This is a genomic window from Burkholderia sp. LS-044 (genome assembly GCF_004803625.1).
Taxonomy (GTDB): domain Bacteria; phylum Pseudomonadota; class Gammaproteobacteria; order Burkholderiales; family Burkholderiaceae; genus Burkholderia; species Burkholderia cepacia.
This window is the reverse complement of the sequence record NZ_SSWO01000004.1, coordinates 147036-163638: the sequence shown is the minus strand read 5'-3', so window position 1 is coordinate 163638 and position 16603 is coordinate 147036. Positions and strand designations below refer to the sequence as shown.

Here is a 16603-nt window from a genome sequence, read left to right as displayed (position 1 = left end):
TCCCGCCCCGACACCAGGCACCGCACCGCTCGACCGCATTCCCGCGCGCGACACGCCGTGCTAGAATTCGCCGCTCATTGGGGAGTAGCCGCTCCGCTCGATGTCCCGCGCCCCCGGCGCGCATCGTGACGGAGGCGTCCGTCAACAGACTTGGCCTTGCGGCCATGGCGGGCGCAGCCACCTAGGCCTGGCGAGACCGATGGTTCACAGTGCGCCGCATCAGGGCCCGGCGCGCCGTGGATCGTCGCTCGCACGCACAACACCGGCCCGTGGAACCCCATACGTGTCTCAAGCCTTCCTGATCTCCACCGGCGCCGTCGCCCTCGCTGAAATCGGCGACAAGACCCAGTTGCTTTCCCTCGTCCTGGCCGCGCGCTATCGCAAACCGGTGCCGATCATTCTCGGCGTGCTCGTCGCGACGCTCGTGAACCACGGTTTCGCCGGCGCGCTCGGCGAATGGCTCGGCGCGCTGGTCACGCCGTCGATCATGCGCTGGGCGCTCGCGTTCTCGTTCATCGCGATGGGGTTGTGGATCCTCGTGCCGGACAAGCTCGACGCCGACGAGGCCAATGCCAACCGCTCGCGGCTCGGCGTGTTCGGTGCGACCCTCGTCGCGTTCTTCCTCGCGGAAATGGGCGACAAGACGCAGATCGCGACCGTCGCGCTGGCCGCGCGCTTCCAGGACTACATCGGTGTCGTGGCCGGCACGACGTTCGGGATGATGCTCGCGAACGTGCCCGCGATCCTGCTCGGCGACCGTTTCGCGCACCGCCTGCCGACGAAGCTCGTGCACGGCATCGCGGCCGTGCTGTTCGTCGTGCTCGGCGCGCTGGCGCTGCTGGGCGTCGGGGTCTGACGGGGAAGAAAACGGCAGGCGCGGCCGGACGGCCGCGCCGAGGCTGATGCCGCGTTACTTGGCGGCGGCTGCGCCCGAAGCGGGCGCAGCCGGCACCGCGCGCTCGTTGGCGGCCGGTGCCGCCGGGCCGCCGCGCTTGTCGACCGGCAGCCGGACCGAGCGGACCGCGCCGTTCGACAGCGGGAAATCGGCGAGCGCGCTGCGCGCAAGGAACGGCATCGCGTACAGAAGCGTGCCGTTGTCGCCGGTCGTGCGCGCGGACACGTTGTAGACCTCCTTGCCCGTCGCGCGCTCGGTGATGCGGATGCCGAGCGTGTAGTCGAACACCTGGTACGTCTGCGCGACATAACCGGCCGGCATCGGCCCCCAGGGCCCCCACGGGCCCCACGGCCCGCGCCGCCAGTACGGCCCCGGCCCGACGAACCACGGATCGTAATAAACGGGCTGCGGCACCGTCACGAGATCGCTGCCGACCGCATAGGTCAGCCCGACGAGATACCGCGCCTGCGCCTGCGGCACCTGCCGGAACGCATACGTGGACAGCTCGTTCGCGACGATCGGTTCGTAGGTCGACTGCTCGATGCTGTTCTTCTGCGCGTCGGTGCGGGTGAACGCATAGGTGCGTGTCGCGTCGCTGCCGCTCCAGTCGGAGAAGGCCGTGACCTGGGTCGTCACGTAGCTGGTGCAGCCGGTCAGCAGCGCCACGCACAGCACCGCCGCCCAGCCCGCACCGCGTTGAATCCATTCGCGTTTCATGTTGATCCTCTTCGATCCGTCACCCGTTCGTCGCACCGCGCGAACCGTAACGGGATGCCGATAATACGCGGACTCCCGGAACCGGTAAAAAGTTCGCCCGGCACGCAGCCGCAAGCCTTTGTACAATGGCCCGGTTCGCCCGGCCCGTGCCACGGGCCCGTCCCCCACTCCACCGATATCGACGACCATGTCCGACAACGCTTCCTCCACCGTGATCCGCCGCGCCGACTACACGCCGCCGGCCTTTCTCATCGATGCCGTTGCGCTCGAATTCGATCTCGCGCCGGCCCGTACGATCGTCAGGAATACGATGCGCGTGCGCCGCAACCCGGACGCCGCGCCCACGCCGCACCTGGAGCTGATGGGCGAAGCGCTCGAATTCGTCGGCGCACGGCTGGACGGCGCGCCGCATGGCGCCGTGCGCGCGCACGAGCACGGGCTGACCGTCGAGAACGTCCCCGATGCATTCGAGCTGACGCTCGAAAGCGCATGCGCGCCCGACCAGAATACGACGCTGTCGGGTCTCTATGTATCGAGCGGCAACTTCTTCACGCAGTGCGAAGCCGAAGGCTTTCGCCGCATCACCTACTTCCTCGATCGCCCGGACGTCATGGCGTCGTACACGGTGACGCTGCGCGCCGACAAGGCCGCCTACCCGGTGCTGCTGTCGAACGGCAACCTCGTCGATGCCGGCGACCTGCCCGACGGCCGCCACTTCGCGAGGTGGGAAGACCCGTTCCGCAAGCCGAGCTACCTGTTCGCACTGGTCGCCGGCAAGCTCGTCGCGATCGAGGAGAAGATCACGACCGGCTCGGGCAAGGAAAAGCTGCTGCAGGTGTGGGTCGAGCCGGCCGATCTCGACAAGACGCGTCACGCGATGGATTCGCTGATCCATTCGATCCGCTGGGACGAGAAGCGCTTCGGCCTCGAGCTCGATCTCGACCGCTTCATGATCGTCGCGGTCGGCGACTTCAACATGGGCGCGATGGAAAACAAGGGGCTCAACATCTTCAACACGAAGTACGTGCTGGCGAACCCCGAGACCGCGACCGACACCGACTTCGCGAACATCGAATCGGTAGTCGGCCACGAGTACTTCCACAACTGGACCGGCAACCGCGTGACCTGCCGCGACTGGTTCCAGCTGAGCCTGAAGGAAGGCCTGACGGTGTTCCGCGATCAGGAATTCTCGGCCGACATGGCCGCGGGCGACGCCGTCGAATCGGCGGCCCGCGCGGTCAAGCGCATCGAGGACGTGCGCGTGCTGCGCCAGCTGCAATTCGCCGAGGATGCAGGCCCGATGGCGCACCCGGTGCGCCCGGAGAGCTACGTCGAGATCAACAACTTCTACACGATGACCGTCTACGAGAAAGGCTCGGAAGTCGTGCGGATGTACCAGACGCTGTTCGGCCGCGACGGCTTCCGCAAGGGGATGGACCTGTATTTCAAGCGCCACGACGGGCACGCCGTGACCTGCGACGACTTCCGCCATGCGATGGCCGACGCGAACGGGCGTGACCTCGCGCAGTTCGAGCGCTGGTACAGCCAGGCCGGCACGCCGCGCGTGTCGGTGCGCACCGCGTACGACGCGGCCGCGCGCCGCTATACCGTCACGCTCGCGCAGGGCTACGGCGACGCGTCGCCGGCCGCGCGCGAAACGCAGCAAGGGCCGCTGCTGATCCCGTTCGCGATCGGCCTGATCGGCCGCGACGGCCGCGACCTGCCGCTGCGCCTCGACGGCGAAGCCGCCGCGGCGGGCACGACGCGCGTGCTCGACTTCACCGACACCGAACAGACCTTCACGTTCGTCGACGTGCCGGAACAACCGCTGCCGTCGCTGCTGCGCAACTTCTCGTCGCCGGTGATCGTCGAGTACGACTACAGCGACGACGACCTCGCATTCCTGCTCGCGCACGACAGCGATCCGTTCAACCGCTGGGAAGCCGGCCAGCGCCTCGCGACGCGCGCGCTGCTGACGCTCGCCGCGCGCGCCGCCGCGAACGAGCCGCTCACGCTCGGCGAGAACTTCGTTGCCGCCTTCCGCCGCGTGCTGACCGACGCGACGCTGTCGCCCGCGTTCCGCGAACTCGCGCTGACGCTGCCGTCGGAAACCTACCTCGCCGACCAGATGGCGGAAGCCGATCCGGCCGCCGTGCATCGCGCGCGCCAGTTCGTGCGCCGCCAGCTCGCCACCGCGCTGCGCGCCGAATGGCTCGCCGCATACGAGCAGCACCAGACGCCCGGCGCCTACGAACCGACGCCCGAGGCCTCCGGCCGCCGCGCGCTGAAGAACCTCGCGCTCGCGTATCTCGCCGAACTCGAGGATCCGGCCGATGCCGTGCGCCTCGCGACCGCGCAATACGACGCGGCGAACAACATGACCGATCGCGCGGCCGCACTCGGCGCGCTGCTGTCCGCCGCGGCCGCCGGCGCGAACGAACCGGCCGAGCACGCGCTCGACGATTTCTACCGCCGCTTCGAGAAGGAAGCACTCGTGATCGACAAATGGTTCGCGATGCAGGCCGCGCAACGCGGTACGCCCGCGCAGCCGACGCTCGCGAAGGTTCGCAAGCTGCTCGCGCACCCCGCGTTCAACCTGAAGAATCCGAATCGCGCACGTTCGCTGATCTTCAGCTTCTGCGCGGCCAACCCCGCGCAATTCCACGCGGCGGACGGCTCGGGTTATGCATTCTGGGCCGAACAGGTGCTCGCGCTCGACGCGATCAACCCGCAGGTCGCAGCGCGCCTCGCCCGCTCGCTCGAACTGTGGCGCCGCTTCACGCCCGCGTTGCGCGACCGCATGCGCGAAGCGCTCGAGCAGGTCGCGGCAGGCGCGAAATCGCGCGACGTGCGCGAGATCGTCGAGAAGGCGCTCGCGTAACGCAATTCTCCGCATCGCTCACACGCGAAACAGCCGGTGCCGCCCATGGCGGCACCGGCTTTTTTACTGCATGAATACTGCCGGCCCCGGACGTAGTCGCGGGGTCTGACCGCGCCGCTTGCCGCCGCTGCATGGCGCGTCCCGTGCATCGTCGCTGCCGGAAACCGGGCCGATCCGGCCGCCCGGCCATGTAACCGGACGAAAAAAGCCGGCGGCACGGGAGGCGCGGCGGGTAAAATTGCGGCCATTCAAGGATTCTTTGGCCTTCTGGAGTCTGTCATGTCCATTGCCCGCCGCACCACGCTGTCGAAGTTCCTGATCGAACAGCAACGTGAGACCAACAACCTCCCCGCCGACCTGCGCCTGCTGATCGAAGTCGTCGCACGCGCGTGCAAGGCGATCAGCTACAACGTGTCGAAGGGCGCGCTCGGCGAGGCGCTCGGCACCGCCGGCAGCGAGAACGTCCAGGGCGAAGTGCAGAAGAAGCTCGACATCCTGTCGAACGAGATCCTGCTCGACGCGAACGAATGGGGCGGCAACCTCGCCGCGATGGCATCGGAAGAAATGGAAACCTTCTTCCCGATCCCGGCGAACTACCCGCGCGGCGAATACCTGCTCGTGTTCGATCCGCTCGACGGTTCGTCGAACATCGACGTGAACGTGTCGATCGGCACGATCTTCTCGGTGCTGCGCTGCCCGGACGGCAAGCAGGCAACCGAGGAATCGTTCCTGCAGCCGGGCACGCAGCAGGTCGCGGCCGGCTACGCCGTGTACGGCCCGCAGACGGTGTTCGTGCTGACGACCGGCAACGGCGTGAACTGCTTCACGCTCGACCGCGAAGTCGGCTCGTGGGTGCTCACGCAGAGCAACATGCAGATCCCGGCCGACACGCGCGAATACGCGATCAACGCATCGAACGCGCGCCACTGGTACGACCCGGTCAAGCGCTACGTCGACGAACTGAACGCCGGCAAGGACGGCCCGCGCGGCGACAACTTCAACATGCGCTGGATCGCCTCGATGGTCGCCGACGTGCACCGGATCCTGAACCGCGGCGGGATCTTCATGTACCCGGCCGACAAGCGCACGCCCGATCGTCCGGGCAAGCTGCGCCTGATGTACGAAGCGAACCCGATGTCGTTCATCGTCGAACAAGCGGGCGGCGCCGCGACGACGGGCACGCAACGCATCATGGAAGTCCAGCCGACGGGCCTGCACCAGCGCGTGCCCGTGTTCCTTGGCTCGAAGAACGAAGTCGAGCGCGTGACCGGCTATCACGACGAAGCAAAATAATTGCACTGCAGCACTAGACGGAGGTGCGATGCGCAAGTACAATCGCGCCTCTTGATGTGGCCCTGACCGGTCGCATCACAGTGAAGTGAAAGCGGGAAGTCCGCCGGATCGATGGTTTCGCGAAGCAGCAGCAGCAAGCTGAAAAAAATTTCGCAAAACCTATTGCCAAGATCCCGGAAATCACCATATAATTTCATTTCTCTGCTGCCGGTGTAGCTCAGTTGGTAGAGCAGCGCATTCGTAATGCGAAGGTCGTAGGTTCGACTCCTATCTCCGGCACCAAGACATAAAGGCCTGACAAGCATCGCTTGTCAGGCCTTTTCTCTTTTCCGGCGCCGAAATCGTGCGCCCGCCCTCTCGCCTCACCCAGTCCGCTTGCGGGCATCCCCGGACTCCCGTATCACGCGCCGACGACTACAATCGCCGGACACTCCACCCTCGCCCCCTTCTTCATGCGCACCTGGCGTCTCGAGCGAGCGAATCTCGCCGCGCAGCTGGACGTGTCCCGCGCAACGCGCCTCGTCGCCGCGATCGGCGGCAACGAGCCGAACGCATTCGCGGCCGAAATCCTGAAGCTGTTCGACGACGCGCTGTCCATCACGCAGTGCACGATCTTCGCGTACGAGTTCGGCAATCGCCCGCGCACGATGTCGGTCGCCGATCATCGCGGAGGCCGCTACCTGCGCGATCTCGCCGACACCTACGCACGACATTTCTACGCACTCGACGGCAACCAGCAGATCGTGTCGACCGCCCATCGCGGCACACGCCGCCACGATCTGCTGCTGCACCAGCAGGCCGGCGACGAGATCGATCACGAAGCGTATCGTGCCGCGTGCTACCGCGGCCCCGACGTTTCCGACCGGCTGGCGCTGCTGATGCAGCCCGGCGATGCGACGTGGCTGTCGATCAACCTGTACCGCGCGCATCGCAGCGGCGCATTCCAGCCGCGCGAGATCGCCGCGATCGAAGCGCTCGCGCCGCTGATCGCGCAGGCCGCAAGGCATCACTACGCGCTCGCCGGTGCCGCGCAGATCGGTATCCCGCAACGGATGCTCGCGCGACTGCGCCATGCATGCCCCGATTTGTCCAAGCGCGAGCTCGACGTGCTGCGCGGCGTACTCGACGGCCAGACCGCGCACGAGATCGGCGAGACGATCGGCGTGAAGGCATCGAGTGTCGTCACCTACCAGAAGCGCGCGTACCGGCGTCTCGGCATCTCGAGCCAGCGCGAGCTGTTTGCGCTGTGCATGCAGCCGTGAAACGTCGCGGCCTGCGTTGAGCCCCTCGCTGTACCCGATTTGGGGACAACCGACGCACGACCGGCTTCCATACTGTCCCGACCTGTTGCGCGCATCTTTGCGTCGATGCGCGCACGTCGAGCCGGACAACCCTGGAAGCCAACGATGGATATCGACTTCAAGCCCTACCCGTTCGTCGCCGAGCGCCATCCCGCGCATCTGCCGGCCTGCGACGACGGTATCGATACGCACCGGCATCGCGTTGCGATCGTCGGTGGCGGCCCCGTCGGCCTGGCCGTCGCGCTCGGCCTTGCGAACCACGGCATCCGCAGCGTGCTGATCGAGGCCGACGACGCAGTCTGCCACGGCAGCCGCGCCATCTGCATCTCGCGGCGCAGCCTCGAGATCATCGAGCGGCTCGGTGCGCTCGACGACTTCCTGCGCAAGGGGCTGCCGTGGACCGGCGGGCGCAGCTTCTACCGTCGCGACGAAGTGCTGCATTTCACGATGCCGCAGGACGAAAACCAGAAGCTGCCGCCGATGGTGAATCTCGCGCAGTATCACATCGAGCAGTTCCTGCTCGACGCCGCGCTGCGCCGCCGCGAACTCATCGAGATCCGCTGGCAGACGAGAGTCACCGGCGTGACCCGGCAACCGGACGGCGTGCGACTCGACGTCGACACGCCGCTTGGCGGCTACGCACTCGACGCCGACCGGGTCGTCGCGTGCGACGGCGGGCGCAGCACGATGCGCGACGCGCTCGGCCTGTCGCTCCGCGGCACGAGCTACGAGGGCCGCTACGTGATCGTCGACATCGCGCTCGACAGCGACCGGCCGACCGAACGACTGGCGTACTTCGACCCGTCGTCGAACCCGGGCTCGACGGTGCTCGTTCACAAGCAGCCCGACAACGTGTGGCGGATCGACTATCAGTTGCGCGACGATGAGGATGCCGAAGCCGCCGTGAAACCGGAGAACGTGATCCCGCGCGTGCAGAACCTGCTCGACATGATGGGCGAGCGCGGCGACTGGTCGCCGATCTGGATCACGATCTACAAGGCGAACGCACTGACACTCGAACGCTATCGACACGGTCGCGTGCTGTTCTGCGGCGACGCTGCGCACCTCGTGCCGATCTTCGGCGTGCGCGGCGCGAACTCGGGCATCGACGATGCCGACAACCTGGCATGGAAACTCGCGTACGTGACGCGCGGACTCGCATCGGACACGTTGCTCGACAGCTACTCGGACGAACGCGTGTTCGCGACGCACGAGAACCTCCGCTACGGCACCAAGAGCACCGAGTTCATGGCGCCGCCGTCGTTCGCGTTCGAACTGATGCGCAAGGCCGTGCTGTCGCTCGCGGTCCGGCATCCCACGCTGCGCTCGCTGATCAATCCGCGCCAGACGACGGCCATCGCGTATGCGACGTCGCCGCTCAACGCAGCCGAACGCGACACGTTTTCGGCCGGCCCCGCGCCCGGCACGGTGCTCGCCGAATGCCCGCTGATGCTGTACACGGCACACGGCAGCGACGTGCGCCGCGGCCACCTGACCGACCTCGTCGCTCCGCGCTTCACCGCATTCTGCTTCACTGCCGACGGCGTGCCCGAGGCGACGCTGGCCGATCTCGAACGGCGCCTGCAGGCTGCGCGGATGCCGTTCGCGCTCGTCACGCTCGCACGGCATGCGGCGCCACGGCAACCGGCCTGCGGCGGCCATGACGTCGACGGCCGGCTGTTCGACATGTACGGCGCGCGCGACGGCACCGTCTATCTCGTGCGTCCGGACGGTCACGTACTCGGCCGCTGGCACGACGCGCGCGCCGGCGACGTGGCCGCCGCACTCGAACGCGCACTCCACCCTTGCGCATCGACCGATCCTCAGGAGACCGCATGATGACGGATACCGAACGCGACACCCTCTACACCGACCTGTGCCGCACGATGACGCGGATCGGTGAAGCCGATGCATCGCTCTTTCTCGCCCGCTTCGCACTGCTGTCGATCGAGGCGATCGGCGACACCGCGACCGTCGCACGGCTGATTGCCGACGCAAGCGACGGATTGCCCTCTGCGGGCATGCTGGCTTCGACGCTCGGACGATGACGCTCACGGCCGACCGGCTTCACCGGCAGTCATTCCTTACAGATTCATTTCGCCGCGCATCGCCCGTGCGCCAGCCTCGCCGTATGCAGACGAATTCCCTGGAAAATCCGGTTAAGGGTGCATAACATTACTTAACGATTCCGACCCGTCTATCGCGTTACATTGCGTGGGCGGCGCGGCGGGTCGCAATGCCGCCTTCATTCAGCTTGCGGCGACAGCCGACGTCCGGTCATTCGACACAACACAAGGAGAGGACCACCATGACTCATGGCTTGATTATGTGGCTCATCATCGGCGCGATCGCCGGCTGGCTTGCCGGCTTGCTCGTCAAGGGCGGCGGCTTCGGGCTGATTGTCGACATCATCGTCGGGATCGTCGGCGCAGTGATCGGCGGCTGGCTCGCCGGGCTGCTCGGCATCAGCATCGGCAGCGGTTTCATCGGATCGGTGATCGTCGCGGTCGTCGGTGCGGTGATCCTGCTGTTCGTGATCCGGCTATTCAAGCGAGCGGCCTGACGCTTCTCTCCACGCGCCTTCGGGCGCGTTTTCGCATCAGGCCGGCGCGCGGCCCGTTCGCCGCGCGCCACCGGCCCGTTCAGCGCCTGGCGCGCTGCAACCCGTCGTCGAGCACGTCAGCCGTCAGCAATCCGCTGCGCGCTTCGCGTGCGCCATCGCGCCCGATCCATACGGTGCGCGGCATCTCCCCTCTCCATCCCGCATCGAGCGCCGCGCTCAGCCGCTCGGGCATCGGCTCGGCGTTCGCGTACTGCGCGACCTGCGGCAGATGCATCTGCGCGAGTGCCCGGGAGATCGCCACGCCGTTGTCGTCGTACACATCCATTGCGACCATCGCGAGCTGCACGTCCGGACTCGTAGCGATCTTCGGACGATTCTCGGCGCCCGTGTAGATCGCCTCCGGCATCGCGTTGACGGAGGCGGGCGCGGACAGCGTGCGGCCCGCGTCGTCGGACTGCGCGACGACGACATGCGCGCCTTCGACCCACGCGGCCCACAGCCGGTGATGCGTGTCGAATGCCGCCCCCGTCGCGAGCGGCTGCTTCTGCTGCGCGGGCACTTCCTGCATGCTCATGTGCGCGGCGCGCGAATCGGCGGCCTTCGGCAGGACGTGGGCGTCGTGCGCCCCGGCAGTCGACAGCAACGCGCACCACAGCGCGCCGCCTGCCGCGAGCGATTTCACAGTGACCATTTCAGTTCTCCGTAGAAAGTACGGCCCGGATACGGGTGAAACACGTAGTAGCGGCGGTCCGTCAGGTTGTCGATGCCGACCGACGCGGTCCAGTGACGGTCGAAGCGGTAGCGCGCCTTCAGGTCGACGATCGTGAACGAGCTCGTCCCGCCGTAGACGTCCGGGTTCACGTCGCTGTTGTCGAGCGTGTTGAACTGGCGGCCCGAATAGCGCACGCCGACGCTCGCGAGCCAGTGTTCGTCGAGGCGATACGACGTGAGCAGGTTTGCACGCATGCGCGGAATACGCGGAAAGCGCGACCCGACGTACGCGGGATTCGCGGCATCGGCGAGGATCTGCGCGTTGGTCGCCGACACGTTCGCGTCGAGACTGAGGCCGCGCAGCCCGACGTTCTCGCCGCTGAACGCGAGTTCGACACCGCGCACGCGCACGCGATCGACGTTCGAGATGTTGGTCACCGTCGTCGCACCCGACACCGTCGTCTGGCTGTAGATCGAATCGCGCAGATCGCTCTGGAACACGCTGGCACGCACGACGCCGACACCCACGTCACGCTCGGCCGTGAAGTCCCAGTCAATCGCCTTTTCCGGCCGCAGGTTCGGGTTGTTGTTGACGATTGCGTTGTTCGAGATCGTGCCCTGGAACAGTTCGCCGACCGTCGGGTAACGCGTGCCCGTCGCGAACGACAGCCGGAAGCGCCAGACGTCGGTCGCATCCCATTGCAACGCGACTTTCGGCGACAACGCATTCGCGCTGCGATCCGCATAACCGAGCGTGCCGCTCGCGTTGCCGAGCGCGCCGCCGTACGCATCCCAGCGTTCGTAGCGCAGCCCCAGCGTCGCGAGCCAGCCCGGTGCGAAGCGCCACGCATCCTGCCCGAACAGCGCCTGCGTGCGCGTGTCGCCCCGATAGGTGCTCGCGAGCGACGTGGTCGGCCCGGCCAGCCAGTCGGCCGTGTTGTACGTGACGTTGCGCAGGAAGTAGTTGTCGTAGTGGTAGCCGAACGTGAACGTGTGGCCCTTCACTTCCGGCGCCTCGGCCTTCAGGTCGAGCGTGCGCCAGCCGGTGCCGTCTCCCTGGAACAGCGTGCCTGCACCGCCCTGCACGGTCGACGCCGAGCGCTGCACGTCACGCGACACGTCGTACGCGGACACGACACCCGACAGGCGCCAGCCTGAATCGAGCCGGCCGTTCAGCCCGAGCGCGTACAGCCAGTTCTCCTGGTCGCCGCGCTGCGGCGCGAACGCATTCGGCGCAACGGTCATGCTCTGGCCACCGATCGACACGTTGCCGCCGTAGACCGGATTGCCGGCCGCATCGCGCAGGAAGGTTTCGCCGTGCTGCCGATAATGGTTCTCCCAATGCCCGAGCGTGAGCGTCGCATCGATTCGGTCGGTGAACGCGTAGCCCATCCGGATCGTCTCGTTGAGCTGTTCGGTCCGCTCGATCGTCTGCGCGCCGACGATCGTCCGCGGCTTGCCGTTGGGCCCGATGTCGGTCGCGGCGCCGCTCACGGGCACGGCGGCGCCGAGCTTCGGGTTGTACGCCGAATTGGGGCTCGCATATTGCATCGGCTGACCGTTGTTCTCGAGCCGGTCGAGCGACAGCGCGAACCAGAACCGCCCGACGCGGTTCGCGATCCGCGCGGTCTGGTGATTGCCGCCGAGGTTGTCCGCGAATCCGTAGCCGTCGTGGTAGCGCTGCGTAAAGAACTGCGTCGACAGCGACGCCTCGAGCTTTTCCGGCCGGCGCGTCGTGAGCAGCACGGTCGAGCCGATCGAGTTGCCCGGGTACAGCGCGGAAAAAGGGCCATAGAGCACGTCAACGCGCGCGATATCGTCAGGCGGGATCAGCGACCAGCGCGGCGGGTACGCGTAGCTCGAGCCGAGCAGGTTCGACAGCAGCACGCCGTCGGCATAGACGAGCCCGCGCGCGCTCTGCAGTTCGTTGAAGTCGCGACCGGCGAACACGCTGTTGCGGTCGCCGATATAGCGCTTGCGGACCATCAGGTTCGGTGCGTACTTGAGCGCGTCCTCGGTGGTGACGTTGGTATGCGATTCGATCTGCTCGCGCGTGATCGATGTGACGACGGCCGGCATATCCGGATCGACCGGTTGCCGCTGCGCGGTCACGCTGACCGTGGTCAGCGTACTGCCGATCGGCACCGGCGAAACGGCTGCAGCGGTGGATGCCGGCGCGACGGGATCGGCGGGACGCTCGACACCACGGCGGGCAGTGTCGACACGCGTATCGTCAGTTGAAGCCGCATGGGCGACAGGCTACGCGAAAGCGGCCGCGCATGCGAGCGCGAGCCGCCCGCGCGACGGCCGCGCGGCGAAGGAGGAGGACATGAGGGGATTCCTGAAAACGTGATCGAACGCCGCCGGACACGAGCGCGCGCACCACGCACGGACGGCGCGGCACGCGGCCCGGCCGCGAGCGGCACGCGCGCCACCGGGGCGCGCGGACGACATCAATCAGATCGGAGCGTTTTCAGGCGGCGCGCGGGGCTGCGCGAGACGGATACCCTTGCGGGGGCAATCGGGAATGACGGGTGCTGCCGCGCGGTAGGCGAACGTCCGCACGAAACCCGGCAGCGCGGGCAGGCTCGTACCGAGCGCCACGTTCGCCGCGAAGCCGGGGCAGTACATGCAGTGCGGCACGCCGGCATGGTCGAACGACGGCGCATCGTGATCGCCGCCGGCCTGCGCGAGCACGATCTGGCGGGCGCCCGCTGCACTGCACAACTCGAGCGTGAGCTCGCCGGAGCCGGTCGAGGCGAGACGCGCATAGCCGACGACGGGCGACAGTACGTTCAGTACCAGCGCCAGCCATACGAGGCCGATCCATCGCATCGTTCGTTTCATCGCGGTGCAGGAAAAAGTGCGCGCAAGTATAACAAGCGGCCCGATTGTTGCCGATTCCGCACGACTCGATAGTCGGCATCGCAGCGCGCGTCCGAGCGCATGTGCCGTTAATACAACAGAGACAAAATCTAACGATTCGCCACTGGCATAAATCCAAGCGCGAGGATGATAATCATCGAACCTGCTGGAGAAATGACCATGGACGAAAGACCAACTCGCATGCCACCGCCGGAGCAAGTGATGAGCCCGGATCCGGAACCCGTCGGCGTGGAATTCCTCGCCGAATTGCCCGACCACGTACGGGCATTCTTCGACGAGCAGCACAAGCTGTACTCGCCGAAGTGAACGCCTGTTCGGTTCTGTAACCGCCACGTGTCGATCATCGCTATCGTGCGGTTCATCATTGCGCATCGCGCGCAACTCGCCTCGCACCCGGGCCGCAACAGCCTGACGGTGCTGGATCAGCTCGCCTGCTGATTCCTCTGTCGCGTCGCTACGCCGCGCGCCTGTCTTCGTCTATCCTTCTGGTTTTCCACGTCCGGCCCACCCGGCTCTCCCGATCGTTCCGATGAAGCAAGCCATTCGTGCCAGCGTCGCTGTCGCCGCGCTCGGCGTCGCCCTCTTTTCGTCCCCGCGCATCGCCGTTGCAGACGGCGACGACACCGCCCTCACCAACATCGTCGCACTCGCGTCGCAGCGCCTCGCGCTCGCTGAGCCGGTGGCCCGATGGAAATGGGCGAATCACAAGGCAATCGAGGACCGCCCGCGCGAAGCGGCGCTGCTCGAATCGGTCGGGAAGCGCGCGGCACAGGCCGGCGTCGATCCCGCGTTCGCGCGGACGTTCTTCGAGGATCAGATCGCGGCGAGCAAGGATGTGCAGAACGCCCTGTTCGCAACCTGGCGCACGACGCGGCCGCCCGAAGGCACGCCTCCCGATCTCGCGACCAGCACGCGCCCGGCGCTCGACCGGCTGACGCAGAAAATGCTCACGGGGCTCACGCAGGTTGCACCGCTGCGCGATGCGCCTGATTGTCAGGCGCGACTCGCCCGCAGCATCGCGAACTGGAAGACGCTCACGCGCTACGACTCCACGCAGACGCAAGCGCTCGACACCGCGTTGTCGCACATCTGCTCGGCCGGCGGCGCAAGCGCGATCGGCTGATACGGCGGTCGCGCCGGGTCAACCCGCTTGGCCCGCAGGCGTGAGTGCGGCGAGCGGAATCAGTTGCAGGCCGCGCGCGAGATGCGTCTGCAGCAGGCGGTGGGTGAAGGGTTCGAATGCGCCGGCTGCCCCGTCGGCCGCGAGCCGCGCGGCCGCGTCGAGCGATTCCGCGACGCCGAGATAGCGCCAGCCATCGATCACATGAAACAGGCGGCGCTCGCCGCTTGCCTCGAACGCAACGGCGCCTTCGAACGGCCAGGGTGCATTGCCGGTACGGGCGGTGTCGGCCGCAGGGCGCCGGTTGTACGACGGACGCAGCCCGGCGATCCATTGCGCTTCTGCGAGCATCGCCCCCAGTTCATTACCCGTCTCGCGCCATTCAACGCGCCGTACCTGCTGCGCAAGCCGCATTTCCTTCGACGACCGACGCTCTCCCGTCAACAACGCGCGCAGCCGCTGCCGCACGCGTACGCTGCGGCCGACGTACAGTGGCGCGTCGCCCTCCCCGAACAGTGCGTACGCCCCGCACCCGGCCGGCGCGGTATCGAGCCAGGCTTCGGTCAGGTCGCCGCCCAGACGGAAGTGGCGCGTCGTGCGCGCGATCTGGTCGCGCAGCCGCTCGAGCGGCACGATGTCGTGCAACTGGCGCCAGAACTGCCACAGGAGGTCGGCATCCGCCAGTGCCCGGTGGCGCGCAGCCGGCACGAGGCCGTGGCGCTCGATCAACGCGTCGAGCCCGTGCCGCGCTTCACGCGGGAACAGCGCACGCGACAGCCGCACCGTACACAGCACGTCGGGATTGAACGCGAAACCTGCGCGCTCGAATTCGGCCCGCAGGAAACCGCGGTCGAAGCTCGCGTTGTGCGCGACGAAAAGCTTGCCGTCGAGCCGCTCGAACAAGGCCGGCGCCAGCGATGCGAACGAAGGCGCGTCGCGCACCATCTCGTCCGAAATACCCGTCAGTTGCTGGATGAACGGCGGAATCGACTGCCCCGGGTTGACGAGCGTCGTCCACGTCGACACGCCGAGCGGGCCGATTTCGACCACGCCGATTTCGGTGATGCGGTGTTCGGCGGGCGAGCCGCCGGTGGTTTCAAGGTCGACGAAAACGAGCGGCTGTTCGCTGGCCGGATCGGACGGACAGGGGAAATCGGACATGAAAAGACTGGGAAACGATGCTTCCGTGAGTATGCACCGGCATCCCTGTTCGCGGCCAGCCCGAACCGTATTGTTCCGTCCCCGGAAAATGAAAAGCCCCCGCCATGCGGGGGCCGGACGTGATCGGCAATGCGTGGCGCGTCAGACGGCCTGGATATTCGCTGCCTGCTTGCCTTTCGGCCCGACTTTCACGTCGAACGAAACACGCTGGTTTTCCTTCAGCGTCTTGAAGCCGTCCATCTTGATTTCGGAAAAGTGCGCAAACAAATCTTCACCACCATTGTCCGACGTAATAAAGCCGAAACCTTTAGCATCGTTAAACCATTTCACGATACCGGTATCCATGTCTTCGTTCCCCACTCGATTAGATCAAAGAAGCTATTTTTATAGCCGTTTCCCGAAATCCCGAAACATCGCGCCAGCAACTGCACCAGCACCAGCACGCCGCCCGAGGACGGAGTGCTGACTTTATAAATTGGACAATCCGGGTGCGTCAAGAAAATTTTTGATGATCGTTTTATCAAAATAGTGCTAATGGCATTGGAATCGGTACACCATCGCCTTTTATTAATTGATTCGAGTCAAAAACCTGTCAACATTACCGGGGTGGGAGCTCCGATAATCTCGGCCACGAAATTTCTACCGGGGACAAATCGCCTCGGTAAAATCCTCGGGTTTTTTCCGGGTTGCAGAAATGCGGGGACATTGCGATGCTCATCCAACGCCGGAAGGAAGGAGAAGGTCATGTGGCTGGACGGAATCAAGCGCTTCGCGAGCCGGCTTGGGCGCGTACGCCGCAAGTCCCGCGCCCTGGCAGAGTCCGCGCGCGAAGCGCCGTGCGACACCGAGTTCGATACGACCTGGCACGGCGATCACTGGCAGAACCTGCTTGCATCGCCCCTCGATGCCCGTCACTACGTGATGGAAGACTGGACATACACGCCGCCCCCGAACGAAGCCAAGGAGGCCGCGCCTGCGGCCAAGCGCAAGCGGCGCTCGTACACGCAGTAGCGCGCAGCGGCGGGGCAAAAAAAAAGCGCGACTGGGAAGTCGCGCCGACAAAGGTTTGGAGATC

At 66.4% G+C, this 16603-nt stretch carries 16 protein-coding genes, 1 tRNA gene and 1 riboswitch; of the genes, 11 read left to right on the top strand and 6 right to left on the bottom strand.

Annotated features, from left to right (window positions below; genetic code table 11):
* The first annotated feature begins 67 nt into the window (after positions 1–67).
* A riboswitch (yybP-ykoY riboswitch) is annotated at positions 68–205 on the top strand.
* A gap of 78 nt (positions 206–283) precedes the next feature.
* Complete coding sequence (locus E9536_RS12105) at positions 284–856, top strand: TMEM165/GDT1 family protein (protein WP_021163944.1); 573 nt, start codon at positions 284–286, stop codon at positions 854–856.
* Positions 857–910: 54 nt separating this feature from the next.
* On the opposite strand, the gene E9536_RS12100 is transcribed toward E9536_RS12105, so the two are convergent.
* On the bottom strand, positions 911–1612 hold the full coding sequence (locus E9536_RS12100) for a DUF4136 domain-containing protein (RefSeq protein WP_048024326.1): 702 nt from the start codon (positions 1610–1612) through the stop codon (positions 911–913).
* A 187-nt stretch (positions 1613–1799) separates the two neighbouring features.
* On the opposite strand from E9536_RS12100, the gene pepN reads away from it, so the two are divergent.
* From pepN to E9536_RS12065, 7 genes are all read left to right on the top strand, one after another.
* The gene (gene pepN / locus E9536_RS12095; RefSeq protein ID WP_136469905.1) at positions 1800–4493 is read left to right on the top strand and encodes an aminopeptidase N; all 2694 of its coding nucleotides are present in this window, start codon (positions 1800–1802) and stop codon (positions 4491–4493) included.
* 279 nt (positions 4494–4772) lie between these two features.
* Positions 4773–5786 (top strand): class 1 fructose-bisphosphatase, encoded by a 1014-nt coding sequence (locus E9536_RS12090; protein WP_006485729.1) that lies wholly within the window; start codon positions 4773–4775, stop codon positions 5784–5786.
* A 206-nt stretch (positions 5787–5992) separates the two neighbouring features.
* Positions 5993–6068 (top strand) — tRNA-Thr (locus E9536_RS12085).
* Positions 6069–6238: 170 nt separating this feature from the next.
* Positions 6239–7048, top strand: coding sequence for a LuxR C-terminal-related transcriptional regulator (locus tag E9536_RS12080; protein WP_060372282.1), 810 nt, complete (start codon positions 6239–6241; stop codon positions 7046–7048).
* 144 nt (positions 7049–7192) lie between these two features.
* Positions 7193–8926, top strand: coding sequence for an FAD-dependent oxidoreductase (locus E9536_RS12075; protein WP_136469904.1), 1734 nt, complete (start codon positions 7193–7195; stop codon positions 8924–8926).
* The gene (locus E9536_RS12070; RefSeq protein ID WP_059695867.1) at positions 8923–9135 is read left to right on the top strand and encodes a hypothetical protein; all 213 of its coding nucleotides are present in this window, start codon (positions 8923–8925) and stop codon (positions 9133–9135) included. The genes E9536_RS12075 and E9536_RS12070 overlap by 4 nt, the downstream gene beginning before the upstream one ends.
* 260 nt (positions 9136–9395) lie before the next feature.
* The gene (locus E9536_RS12065; RefSeq protein WP_027788093.1) at positions 9396–9650 is read left to right on the top strand and encodes a GlsB/YeaQ/YmgE family stress response membrane protein; all 255 of its coding nucleotides are present in this window, start codon (positions 9396–9398) and stop codon (positions 9648–9650) included.
* 79 nt (positions 9651–9729) lie between these two features.
* Here the strand turns inward: E9536_RS12065 and E9536_RS42055 are convergent, their stop codons facing one another.
* The 3 genes from E9536_RS42055 to E9536_RS12050 all read right to left on the bottom strand — a co-directional run bounded on the left by E9536_RS42055 (position 9730) and on the right by E9536_RS12050 (position 13208).
* Entirely contained in the window at positions 9730–10341 is a 612-nt protein-coding gene (locus tag E9536_RS42055) for a hypothetical protein (protein ID WP_136469903.1), read from the bottom strand.
* Complete coding sequence (locus E9536_RS12055; protein WP_247873435.1) at positions 10329–12506, bottom strand: TonB-dependent receptor; 2178 nt, start codon at positions 12504–12506, stop codon at positions 10329–10331. The genes E9536_RS42055 and E9536_RS12055 overlap by 13 nt, the downstream gene beginning before the upstream one ends.
* A gap of 312 nt (positions 12507–12818) precedes the next feature.
* Complete coding sequence (locus E9536_RS12050; RefSeq protein WP_136469902.1) at positions 12819–13208, bottom strand: DUF2946 domain-containing protein; 390 nt, start codon at positions 13206–13208, stop codon at positions 12819–12821.
* Between the two features lie 240 nt (positions 13209–13448).
* Here E9536_RS12050 and E9536_RS41390 point away from each other — a divergent pair, with 240 nt between their 5' ends.
* A complete protein-coding gene (locus tag E9536_RS41390) occupies positions 13449–13553 on the top strand; it encodes a chorismate mutase (RefSeq protein ID WP_162269111.1) in 105 nt (34 codons plus the stop codon).
* A 223-nt stretch (positions 13554–13776) separates the two neighbouring features.
* Positions 13777–14370, top strand: a complete 594-nt coding sequence (locus tag E9536_RS12045; protein ID WP_060174687.1) for a chorismate mutase — start codon at positions 13777–13779, stop codon at positions 14368–14370.
* Positions 14371–14388: 18 nt separating this feature from the next.
* Here E9536_RS12045 and E9536_RS12040 read toward each other — a convergent pair whose 3' ends face one another.
* Both E9536_RS12040 and E9536_RS12035 read right to left on the bottom strand, forming a co-directional pair.
* Positions 14389–15528, bottom strand: coding sequence for an exonuclease domain-containing protein (locus E9536_RS12040; protein ID WP_136469901.1), 1140 nt, complete (start codon positions 15526–15528; stop codon positions 14389–14391).
* A 141-nt stretch (positions 15529–15669) separates the two neighbouring features.
* On the bottom strand, positions 15670–15873 hold the full coding sequence (locus tag E9536_RS12035; RefSeq protein WP_011351289.1) for a cold-shock protein: 204 nt from the start codon (positions 15871–15873) through the stop codon (positions 15670–15672).
* Positions 15874–16272: 399 nt separating this feature from the next.
* Here E9536_RS12035 and E9536_RS12030 point away from each other — a divergent pair, with 399 nt between their 5' ends.
* Complete coding sequence (locus E9536_RS12030) at positions 16273–16539, top strand: hypothetical protein (protein WP_027788099.1); 267 nt, start codon at positions 16273–16275, stop codon at positions 16537–16539.
* Positions 16540–16603: the final 64 nt, after the last annotated feature.

Bases quoted from the DNA above. Each gene is read 5' to 3' on its own strand.
- E9536_RS12100 (WP_048024326.1), bottom strand. From the start codon at position 1,612: ATGAAACGCGAATGGATTCAACGCGGTGCGGGCTGGGCGGCGGTGCTG.
- pepN (WP_136469905.1), top strand. From the start codon at position 1,800: ATGTCCGACAACGCTTCCTCCACCGTGATCCGCCGCGCCGACTACACG.
- E9536_RS12090 (WP_006485729.1), top strand. From the start codon at position 4,773: ATGTCCATTGCCCGCCGCACCACGCTGTCGAAGTTCCTGATCGAACAG.
- E9536_RS12080 (WP_060372282.1), top strand. From the start codon at position 6,239: ATGCGCACCTGGCGTCTCGAGCGAGCGAATCTCGCCGCGCAGCTGGAC.
- E9536_RS12075 (WP_136469904.1), top strand. From the start codon at position 7,193: ATGGATATCGACTTCAAGCCCTACCCGTTCGTCGCCGAGCGCCATCCC.
- E9536_RS12070 (WP_059695867.1), top strand. From the start codon at position 8,923: ATGATGACGGATACCGAACGCGACACCCTCTACACCGACCTGTGCCGC.
- E9536_RS12065 (WP_027788093.1), top strand. From the start codon at position 9,396: ATGACTCATGGCTTGATTATGTGGCTCATCATCGGCGCGATCGCCGGC.
- E9536_RS42055 (WP_136469903.1), bottom strand. From the start codon at position 10,341: ATGGTCACTGTGAAATCGCTCGCGGCAGGCGGCGCGCTGTGGTGCGCG.
- E9536_RS12050 (WP_136469902.1), bottom strand. From the start codon at position 13,208: ATGAAACGAACGATGCGATGGATCGGCCTCGTATGGCTGGCGCTGGTA.
- E9536_RS41390 (WP_162269111.1), top strand. From the start codon at position 13,449: ATGAGCCCGGATCCGGAACCCGTCGGCGTGGAATTCCTCGCCGAATTG.
- E9536_RS12045 (WP_060174687.1), top strand. From the start codon at position 13,777: ATGAAGCAAGCCATTCGTGCCAGCGTCGCTGTCGCCGCGCTCGGCGTC.
- E9536_RS12040 (WP_136469901.1), bottom strand. From the start codon at position 15,528: ATGTCCGATTTCCCCTGTCCGTCCGATCCGGCCAGCGAACAGCCGCTC.
- E9536_RS12035 (WP_011351289.1), bottom strand. From the start codon at position 15,873: ATGGATACCGGTATCGTGAAATGGTTTAACGATGCTAAAGGTTTCGGC.
- E9536_RS12030 (WP_027788099.1), top strand. From the start codon at position 16,273: ATGTGGCTGGACGGAATCAAGCGCTTCGCGAGCCGGCTTGGGCGCGTA.